Annotated in this window: 6 protein-coding genes and 1 pseudogene; 5 read left to right on the plus strand and 2 right to left on the minus strand. The window is 63.0% G+C overall.

Annotated features, from left to right (window positions below):
• From VJR68_RS15545 to VJR68_RS15565, 5 genes and pseudogenes are all read left to right on the plus strand, one after another.
• Positions 1 to 141: pseudogene (locus tag VJR68_RS15545) on the plus strand (bifunctional D-altronate/D-mannonate dehydratase); the annotation flags it as partial.
• A 92-nt stretch (positions 142 to 233) separates the two neighbouring features.
• The gene (locus VJR68_RS15550) at positions 234 to 2,423 is read left to right on the plus strand and encodes a glycoside hydrolase family 3 C-terminal domain-containing protein (RefSeq protein ID WP_414647799.1); all 2,190 of its coding nucleotides are present in this window, start codon (positions 234 to 236) and stop codon (positions 2,421 to 2,423) included.
• A 180-nt stretch (positions 2,424 to 2,603) separates the two neighbouring features.
• On the plus strand, positions 2,604 to 3,638 hold the full coding sequence (locus VJR68_RS15555) for a sugar kinase (protein ID WP_324149158.1): 1,035 nt from the start codon (positions 2,604 to 2,606) through the stop codon (positions 3,636 to 3,638).
• 135 nt (positions 3,639 to 3,773) lie between these two features.
• The gene (locus VJR68_RS15560; RefSeq protein ID WP_324149160.1) at positions 3,774 to 5,276 is read left to right on the plus strand and encodes a mannitol dehydrogenase family protein; all 1,503 of its coding nucleotides are present in this window, start codon (positions 3,774 to 3,776) and stop codon (positions 5,274 to 5,276) included.
• Positions 5,273 to 6,883 carry a DUF5597 domain-containing protein gene (locus VJR68_RS15565; protein WP_324149162.1) on the plus strand — a complete coding sequence of 537 codons (1,611 nt, stop codon included), beginning with the start codon at positions 5,273 to 5,275 and terminating at the stop codon, positions 6,881 to 6,883. Before VJR68_RS15560 ends, VJR68_RS15565 begins: the two co-directional genes overlap by 4 nt.
• Before the next feature lie 177 nt (positions 6,884 to 7,060).
• Here VJR68_RS15565 and uxaC read toward each other — a convergent pair whose 3' ends face one another.
• Together uxaC and VJR68_RS15575 are read right to left on the minus strand one after the other, a co-directional pair.
• The gene (gene uxaC, locus VJR68_RS15570) at positions 7,061 to 8,473 is read right to left on the minus strand and encodes a glucuronate isomerase (RefSeq protein WP_414647800.1); all 1,413 of its coding nucleotides are present in this window, start codon (positions 8,471 to 8,473) and stop codon (positions 7,061 to 7,063) included.
• 55 nt (positions 8,474 to 8,528) lie between these two features.
• On the minus strand, positions 8,529 to 9,791 hold the full coding sequence (locus tag VJR68_RS15575; protein ID WP_324149165.1) for an MFS transporter: 1,263 nt from the start codon (positions 9,789 to 9,791) through the stop codon (positions 8,529 to 8,531).
• Between the last annotated feature and the right edge of the window lie 181 nt (positions 9,792 to 9,972).

Raw genomic sequence — 9,972 nt, forward strand, 5'->3', positions numbered from 1 at the left:
TTCCGCAACGGGCGACTGCATTGCGGTGAAACGCCGGGGCATGGCGTGGACATCGATGAAAAGCTGGCGGCGCGGTTTCCGTATTCGCCTAAACAGTTGCCGGTGGCGCGGCTGGAAGACGGCACAATGTGGGATTGGTAACCCCGTAGGCCGGGATGAAATCCCAGCTTGGGAAACGCAAGAGCGCTGGGATTTCATCCCAGCCTACATTCGCTTCGTCGCAAAGGAACGACATGATCAAGCTACGTCGCACAACCACCGCAGCCATCATCATGCTTGGCATCAGCGCAGCAGCCTGGTCGCAGACACCTATCTACCAGGACACCAGCCGCAGTTTCGAGCAGCGCGCTGCCGACCTTGTCTCGCGCATGACACTCGAGGAAAAAGTCTCGCAGATGCAGAACGTCGCCCCCGCGATCCCGCGCCTCGGCCTTCCCGCCTACGACTGGTGGAACGAAGGCCTGCATGGGGTGGCGCGCGCCGGACAGGCGACGGTTTTTCCGCAGGCGATCGGTCTGGCCGCAACCTTTGACACCACGCTGATGCATCAGGTCGCCACCACCATCAGCGACGAAGCACGCGCCAAGTACAACCAATTCCAGCGCCAAGGCATGCATGCGCGTTATGAAGGCCTGACCTTCTGGTCGCCCAACATCAATATCTTCCGCGATCCGCGCTGGGGCCGCGGCCAGGAAACGTATGGCGAGGATCCGTTCCTGACCTCGCGCATGGGCGTGGCCTTCGTGGAAGGCATGCAGGGCGACGATCCGAAGTACCGCAAGCTCGATGCCACCGCCAAGCATTTCGTCGTGCACAGCGGGCCGGAATCGGAGCGCCACCGTTTCGACGTGCACCCCAGCGAGCGCGACCTCTACGAAACCTATCTGCCCGCCTTCCAGGCGCTGGTGCAGGAAGCGAAAGTTGATGCAGTGATGGGCGCCTATAACCGCGTCGACGGCGAATCCGCCTCTGCCAATCCGCGCCTGCTGCAAGACATCCTGCGCAAGCAGTGGGGTTTCAATGGCTACACCGTATCCGACTGCGATGCGGTGGAAGACATCTACAAGCAGCACAAGATCGTGCCGACCGCCGAGCTGGCCGCCGCGCTGGCGGTGAAGAGCGGCATGGATCTCAACTGCGGCACCACCTATGCGGCGCTCACCCAAGCCGTGCACGATGGCCTGGTTTCGGAAAGCGACATCGACACGGCGCTCATGCAACTGATGACGGCGCGCTTCCGGCTCGGCATGTTCGATCCGCCGGCACGCGTGCCGTGGTCGACGTTGCCTTATTCGGTCAATCAATCGCCGCCGCATGATGAACTGGCGCGCCGCGTGGCGGATGAATCGATCGTGTTGCTGAAGAACAACAACGTGTTGCCCCTGTCGCCTGACGTCCATCGCATTGCGGTGATCGGCCCGACCGCCGATAACGTGGCGCCCTTGCTTGGCAATTACCACGGCACGCCGAAAGCACCGGTGACCATCCTGGAAGGCATCCGCGATGCCGCGCCGCATGCGCAAGTGACCTACGCGCATGGCGCGGACCTGGTCGAAGGCATCAAGGGTGGCCTCGGCAATCCGGCAAAAGCCCGCGACGAAGCCTTGCATGCCGCGCAACAGGCCGACGTGGTGATCTTCGTCGGCGGCCTTACCGCCGACCTGGAAGGCGAGGAGATGCAGGTCAACTATCCCGGTTTCACCGGCGGTGATCGCACCGATCTGCGCCTGCCCGCCTCGCAGGAAAAACTGCTGGAAGCGCTACAGGCCACCGGCAAACCCGTGGTGCTGGTACTCACTACCGGTTCGGCGCTGGCCATCGACTGGGCCAAGCAGCATGTGCCGGCGATCCTGCTGTCCTGGTATCCCGGCCAGCGCGGTGGCACGGCGGTGGCGGATGCGTTGTTCGGCCATACCGATCCGGCTGGGCGCCTGCCAATCACGTTCTACAAGGCCGATGAAACCTTGCCGCCGTTCGATGATTACCACATGGAAGGCCGCACCTATCGCTACTTCAAGGGCGAGCCGCTCTATCCCTTTGGTTATGGCCTGTCTTACACGCATTTCGCCTACTCGGATCTGCTACTCGATCGCGACAAGGCTGCGCCTGGCGATCGCATCAAGGTAACGTTGAAGGTGAAGAACACGGGCGAGCGCGATGGTGACGAAGTGGTGCAGCTTTATGTGAAGCCGCTCCATGAACCGCATGCGCGTGTGAACGAGGAGCTGCGTGGGTTCCAGCGTTTGCATCTGCGGGCGGGGGAAACGCAGGCGGTTGCTTTCGAGATATCGCCGCAGACGGATTTGAAGTATTACGACGAGGGACGGCACGCGTACGCCGTCGATCCGGGGCGCTATCGCGTGCAGATCGGAGCGTCCAGCGCGGACATCCGGTTGGCGAAAGATGTCGTGGTGGAACCGTGAGCGTGGCTATGCAACGGGCGGATGCCACCATTGTCGTAAATCCAGACTTCGTCATCCCAGCGAAAGCTGGGATCCAGTGACTTTTTTAGATCCTCAAAGTCACTGGGCTCCGGCTTTCGTCGGGGCGACGATGCCTGAGTCGCAATACGTCTCGCTCAAATAAGCCCCATGAACCCAAGCATGCACAACACATCGCAACCACCCACCCGCATCGTCTGTTTCGGCGAACCGCTGCTGCGCCTGTCGCCACCGGGCTGCGAACTGCCGCTGCAATCGCCGTGCTTCAACGTGCACGTCGGCGGTGCGGAAGCCAACGTCGCCGCCTCGCTGGCGATTCTCGGCCACCACAGCGTGATGGTCAGCACCTTGCCGGACAACATGCTGGGCCGCGCCTGCGCGGGCGAATTGCGCAAGCATGGCGTAGACACCGGCGGCATCCTGCAGGCGGAAGGACGCATGGGCGTGTATTACCTTTCGCCCGGCGCCATGCATCGCCCGTCGGAGGTGCTGTACGACCGCGCCGATTCCGCTTTCGCGCGCATACCGGCCGATGCCTACGACTGGCCATCGCTGCTGGCCGGCGTGCAATGGCTGCATCTGTCGGGCATCAACCTGGCGCTGGGCAAGACGACGTCGCAAGCCGCCTTGGCAGCGGTGCATGCAGCGCGTGCAGCCGGCGTGTCGATCTCTTTTGATTGCAACTATCGCAGCAAGCTGTGGGGTGAGCGCGCCGCGCACGCCCCCGCCGTGTTGCGCGAAATCGTCAGTCACGCTGATTTGCTGTTCGGCAATGATCGCGACATCGCGTTGATGCTTGGCATGGCATTCCCGCAAGCCGATGCCATCGCACGCTTTCGTGCTGCCGCCGACGACGCCTTCGCGGCATGGCCGCATCTGCAACGCATGGCCGCGACCGAACGCTTGCATCGCAATGTGGATGACCAGGATCTGTTCGGCCTGATGGCGACGCGCGAGCGCGTGCTGACGACGGCCACGCATGCGCTGTCCAACGTGGTCGATCGTATCGGCGGTGGCGATGCGTTTGCCGCCGGCCTGCTGCATGGTCTGTTCCGCGGCATGCCGGACGAAGCCATGCTCGATTTCGCCATCACTGCAGCATGCCTTAAGCATTCGATACCCGGCGACGTCAATCTGCTGCGCGAAGCGGACATGCTCGCCTTTCTCGCGCAAGGTGGTTTTGAGGTGCGGCGCTGATGCTTGCTTCAAACGGCATTCCCCACGCCCGTCGCTCCGGCGAAGGCCGGGGCCTAGTGTCTTTCGCGAGTTCAAAGTCGCTGGGTCCCGCCTTTCGCCGGGACGACGATGCAAGGGTTCCAGTGAGTACCGTGTATGGTTGATGCCAACGCTCAAAACTCACGGCGATTGTCCAAACAAGCGCTGGCCGGCCTTCCCGTCAGCGTGACCAGACCGAATTATCGGCTTGACCACACCCGCATCGGCATCGTGCACATCGGCGCCGGTGCTTTTCATCGTGCGCACCAGGCCGTCTATATCGATGATTTGTTGGCGACGCATCCGGACTGGGCCATCTGCGGCGTGTCCTTGCACAGCACCGACGTGCGCGATGCGCTGCGGCCCCAGGATGGTCTTTACACGGTGCTGTTGCTTGGAGAGCAGACCCAGCTTCGCGTGATCGGCTCGATGCGCGAGCTGCTTTCCGCGCGTGATGAATCGGCTGCCATCCTTGCACGCCTGGCCGATCCCGCCGTGCGACTGGTGACGCTGACCGTGACCGAGAAGGGCTATTGCCTGGCCGGCCAGGATCTCGACGTCGCCCATCCGGATATCGTGCACGACCTTGCATTGCCGGACACACCACGCAGCGCCATCGGCTACATCGTGGCCGGCTTGCGGCAGCGGCATATGCTCGGGCTCGCACCGTACACCGTGCTCAGTTGCGACAACCTCGCCGACAACGGCCATCGCTTGCGCCGGGCAGTGCTGCAATATGCGCAGCGAGTCGACGAAACGCTGGCCGCCTGGATCGATGCGCAGGTGAGCTTTCCCTGCTCCATGGTCGACAGCATTACGCCAGCAACCGACGACGCCTTGCGCGAGTGCATCAGCAGCGAACTTGGCTGCAAGGACGCATGGCCGATCCAGCGCGAAACCTACACGCAATGGGTGATCGAGGATCGCTTCTGCAACGAGCGGCCGCCGTTCGAACTGGCCGGCGTCACCATGAGCCACGACATTGCTGGCTACGACCGCGCCAAACTGCGCCTGCTAAACGGTGCGCATTCCACCCTGGCCTATCTCGGGTCGCTGATGAACCTGGAGACGGTCGCCGAGGCGATGCGCGAGCCGTTGCTTGCCGTCTTCGTCGAGCGATTGATGCGCAGGGCCATCGCACCGGTGATCGCCTTGCCGGAAGGCTTGCAGGCGTCGGCGTATATCGATGCGATTCTTGTGCGTTTCCGCAATCCAGCGATCCGTCATCGGCTTGCGCAGATTGCCTGGGACGGGTCGCAGAAATTGCCGGTGCGCTTGCTCAGCACCATCGCCGACGCACTCTCGGCGAACCAGCCGATCGACAGCCTGTGTCTTTCGATCGCGGCATGGATGCAATTCGTTCGCAGACAGGCGCATCACGGTGTGGCGCTGGTCGATCCGCTGCATGAGGTGCTTGCCGGCGTTGGCCGCGCGTGCACAGGCGATGCCGCCAACGACGTAGACGCCTTCCTGCAACTCGATACGGTTTTCATTGCACCGCTATCGCGAGACGCGCGCTTCATCCACGCACTGCAGATTGCCTATGCCGCGCTCGCGGACGGCTCACCTGCGGCGATCTCACACGCCTTGACCACTGCCATGTACGGGGACCTACGATGAAACGCTTTCTGGCTGCGCTTAGCCTGTTCGCACTGCTCACCGCGCCGGTGGTCGCGGCGGAGCTGCCCAAGGTCGTGATGAAAAACGGCGCCAGCCAGCTGATCGTGCATGGCAAGCCCTATCTCATGCTCGGCGGCGAACTCGGCAATTCATCAGCCGGCACCGAAGCGCAGGCCGATGCGATCCTGCCGCGCCTGGCCGCGTTGCACGTAAATACGGTGCTGATGCCGGAAGCGTGGGAACAGGTCGAGCCGACCGAGGGCCACTTCGATTTCGGTCTACTCGATCATTGGATCGACGTGGCCCGTAAAAACCAGATGCACTTGGTGCTGCTGTGGTTCGGCAGTTGGAAGAATGGTTTTTCCGATTACGCACCGACCTGGGTGAAAGCGGACACGCAGCGCTTTCCCCGTGCACGCGCGATCGATGGCGCGCCGCTGGATATCCTCTCGACCTTCGGCGAGGAAACCCTGCGCCTGGATAGCCGCGCGTTTGCCGCGCTGATGGCGCATCTGCGAACGAAGGATGCACAGCAGACCGTGCTGATGGTGCAGGTCGAAAACGAAGTGGGCCTGGTGGGCGATAGACGCGATCGCTCCGCGGACGCCGACCGCGCGTTTTCGGGCGACGTACCACCGTCGCTGATACAGGCATTGCTGGCCAAGCGCGCAGCGTTGACGCCTGAACTTGCCGCACACTTCAACCCGCAAGGACATACCTGGAAAGAAGTCTTCGGCGACGCTGCGGACGAGGCATTCATGGTGTGGCGCTATGCCACTTACGCCGATGCCGTGGCGAGCGCCGGCAAGCGGCAATACGCGCTGCCGATGTACATGAATGCCCAGCTGCCGGCGCCGCTCGAACGCGCCGGCGAATATCCCAGCGGCGCGCCCTATCCCCAGTACCAGCAGCTCTACCAGGCCGTTGCCACGCACATCGACTTCTATGCGCCGGATATCTACTGGCCCGACTTCGCGCACTGGGTGCAGCGTTACCAGGCGCTGGGCAATCCGGTATTCGTGCCGGAAGCGAAAATCGACAGTGCGCCGTATAACGCCTTGTTTCTCTATGGCGAGGCGAAAGGCTTCGGCTTCTGTCCCTTTGGTATCGACAGCTTGAATCCGCCCACGGACAAGCACGACGAAGAACCGCTGATGATGCAGGTCTACGGCGCGCTCGATCAGCTTGGCGGCGAGCTGCTGCAGGCGCAGGCGTCGGGCCGCACGCGCGGGCTGGTGCTGCATGCGACCAGCCCGCGCCCGACGCAGACGGTTTCGCTGGATGGCTATCTGTTTACCGCCACGCTTTCGCGCTCATGGCCGGACAAGCGCTTGCTGACCAACGACGGTGCGATGCTGGTGCTGGAAGACAAGCCCGATGAGTTCTACGTCGTCGGCAGCGGGCTTACCGTCACCATGACGCGCGATCCGGATGTGGATGCGCGGGTGGCGGGTATAGCCAATATCGAGGAAGTATCGCGCGCGGGCGTGGCTTGGAAAATCGAGCGGCGCTTGAATGGCGATCAGAGCAACCAGGGGCGGCAACTCAGCATGGATCCGTCGCGGATACGGATTTACCGCATGCGTTTGTATGCGGCGGAACGGTAACCGTCGCCCCGGCGAACGCCGGGGCGACGGTGTGCGGCCATGTCGCCAGAGGAAGGCCATGATTGTTGGGGTTCGCATTCGCTCACCCCAACCTACGTGTGACGTTGTGGCGCGCGACCTTGCAGGTTGGGGTGAGGCGCAGCCGAACCCCAACATGGCCGCAAACACCGGAACGGATCACAGCTTGTAGGCACGCTTGGGCAGGTTGTACGCAAGCTCCACCGCCAACTCCGCCGCCTCGTCCTCTTCCAGCCGATGCTCGGCCACCAGCTTGGCCAGAAACGCGCAGTCCACCCGGCGCGCGACGTCATGCCGCGCGGGAATGGACAGGAACGCGCGCGTGTCGTCATTGAAGCCGACGGTGTTGCAGAACCCCGCACTGCTCAGTGTCCACTCGCGGAAACGCCACATGCCTTCCGGCGCATCGTGGAACCACCATGCCGGCCCCAGGTACAGCGACGGATAATGCCCCGCCATCGGCGCCAGTTCGCGGCTGTAACTGCTTTCGTCCAGCGTAAACACGATCAGCTTGAAATCCGGCTCATTGCCGAAACGGTCCAGCAGGGGTTTCAGCGCGTGCACGTAATCGGTGCGCAACGGCAGGTCCGCACCCTTGTCGCGGCCATAGCGCTCGAACAGCTGGCGATTGTGATTGCGGAAGCAACCGGGATGAAGCTGCATGACCAATCCATCGTCCATGCTCATGGCAGCCATCTCAGTGAGCATCTGCGCGCGGAACAGTTCGGCATCCTCGCTGCTGGCCTTGCCGCGTACCACGCGCTCGAACAGCCTGGCGGCTTCAGCGGCGGAAAGGTCCGCCGTCGCGGCGGTGGGATGGCCATGATCGGTGGAGGTGGCGCCCGCCGCGGCAAAGAACGCGCGGCGCTGGCGATGCGCGCGAAGGTAGCCGGTCCAGCTGTAGACATCCTCGCCGGTGATCTCGCCGAAGCGCTGCAGCGCCGATGAAAACTGCTCGTGCTCGGGATCGATCACCACGTCGGGGCGATAAGCGGTAATCACCCGCCCATCCCAGCCGCTGGCACGCATGGCGGCGTGATGCTGCAGCGAGTCGATCGGCGATTCGGTGGTCGCCAGCACTTCGATGCGGAAGCGCTCGAACAAGGCGCGCGGACGGAATTCCGGCCGCCCCAGCGCGGCGGTGATGTGGTCGTAATACATGTCCGCCGTGCGCGCTTCCAGGCGTATGCGCAAGCCGAAGACATCATGGAAGACATGATTGAGCCACATGCACGAGGGCGTGCCGCGGAACAGGTGGAAGTTCTGCGCGAACGCCCGCCACGCGGCGCGCGGATCGACGTTGTGGCGCGAACCGTCGCGGCGCGGAATGCCCAGCGTATCGAGCGAGATGCCCTGGCTGTAGAGCATGCGGAACACGTAGTGATCCGGCACCAGCAGCAGTTCGGTGGCATTGGCGAACGGCATGTTGTCGGCGAACCAGGCCGGATCGGTATGGCCATGCGGGCTGATGATCGGCAGCCCGGCAACCTGCGCATACAGCTGGCGCGCGATCGAGCGCTGCGTAGGGTCGGAGGAAAACAGGCGATCCTGGTGCAGCTTGAAGGGAAGCATGGCAAGTTTCATGGCGTACCGGATTTCCATAAGGTAAAAGATCGAATCGGCAGCCTCATGGCAACGCCACCGGCTGCAGGCGCGGCGCCAGCGCATGCACCACGGCAAGCGCGATCACATAGGCCGAACCGGCCAGCATGAACACCGGCACGTAGCTGCCGGTGGCTTGCAGCAGCAGGCCGATCACGGTGGAGATCAGCATGCCGCCGACCGCGCCGGCGAACCCGCCCATGCCGACCACCGACGCCACGGCATGGCGCGGAAACATATCCGAGGCCAGCGTGTAGACATTGGCTGACCAGCCCTGATGTCCAGCGGTAGCCATGCCGATCAGCGCGACCGCCAGCCACAAATGATTGGCCCTTGCCGCAAAAAGCACCGGCATGATCAGCAGCGCGCAGGCCAGCATGGTGCCTTTGCGTGCACGGTTAGCGCTCCAGCCGAGCCGGATCAACCGGCCGGCCAGCCAGCCGCCGGCGATGCTGCCCAGATCAGCCATCAGGAAAATCACGACCAGCGGCAATCCAAGTTCCAGCAAGCTCAGGCCGTAGCGCGCATGCAGGAATTTCGGCAGCCAGAACAGAAAAAACCACCAGATCGGATCGGTGATGAACTTGGCCGCGACCAGGGTCCAGGCCTGGCGATGCCGCAACAGTTGCGACCACGGTACGCACACCGCGGCGGCGGCTTGATTCCCGATATAGGCCCTTTCCGCTGCGGATAATTTGGGTTGTTCGCCAGGCGGTCGGTAGGTGCTCAGCCACATCGCCAACCACAGGGCGCTTAGCGCGCTGGTGCAAAGAAAAGCCGCCTGCCAGCCCCAGCGCGTCGCCACGACCGGCACCAGCATCGGCGCAACAAGTGCGCCAATGTTCGAGCCCGAATTGAAAATGCCGGCGGCGAGCGCACGCTCCCGTTGCGGAAACCATTCGGCGACCGCCTTGATCGCTGCAGGAAAATTGCCGGACTCGCCCAGGCCCAACGCAAAGCGTGCCACTGCAAAACTGACAACGCCGGTGGCCAGCGCATGGCCTGCCGCGGCAAGGCTCCACACACCAATCGACAACGCATAGCCGATACGCGTACCGAACTTGTCGATGATGGCGCCAGCGCCCAGCAAGCCAATGGCATAGGCCGCCTGGAACGCGGTGACGATGTAGCTGTACTGGAGTTCGTTCCATCCGATTTGCTGCTGCAGGAACGGCGCCAGCACGCCCAGCACCTGGCGATCGGTGTAATTGATGGTGGTAGCCAGCAGCAGCATGGCGCAGACGCGCCAGCGATAGGTACCGACGTTCGCAACGGGCGATGTGGTCATGCTTGTTTCGCCTGGTTTATCCATGTCACGTACCGCCCCACTCGCATCCGGCCGCTTGCGCGGCGCTTCGTCGAACATCGCGAACTCCCGGTCCGAACCCAAATGCTCCGGACTTGGGGATGTAGCAGCCGCGGCAGACCGAATGCTCGTCATTCCGGCGAAAGCCGGAATCCAGTGAAAT

The organism is Dyella sp., from assembly GCF_035277725.1.
GTDB lineage: Bacteria > Pseudomonadota > Gammaproteobacteria > Xanthomonadales > Rhodanobacteraceae > Dyella_B.

Coding starts and splice junctions, on each gene's coding strand:
- VJR68_RS15550 (WP_414647799.1), top strand. CDS start 234: ATGATCAAGCTACGTCGCACAACCACCGCAGCCATCATCATGCTTGGC.
- VJR68_RS15555 (WP_324149158.1), top strand. CDS start 2,604: ATGCACAACACATCGCAACCACCCACCCGCATCGTCTGTTTCGGCGAA.
- VJR68_RS15560 (WP_324149160.1), top strand. CDS start 3,774: ATGGTTGATGCCAACGCTCAAAACTCACGGCGATTGTCCAAACAAGCG.
- VJR68_RS15565 (WP_324149162.1), top strand. CDS start 5,273: ATGAAACGCTTTCTGGCTGCGCTTAGCCTGTTCGCACTGCTCACCGCG.
- uxaC (WP_414647800.1), bottom strand. CDS start 8,473: ATGCTTCCCTTCAAGCTGCACCAGGATCGCCTGTTTTCCTCCGACCCT.
- VJR68_RS15575 (WP_324149165.1), bottom strand. CDS start 9,791: ATGACCACATCGCCCGTTGCGAACGTCGGTACCTATCGCTGGCGCGTC.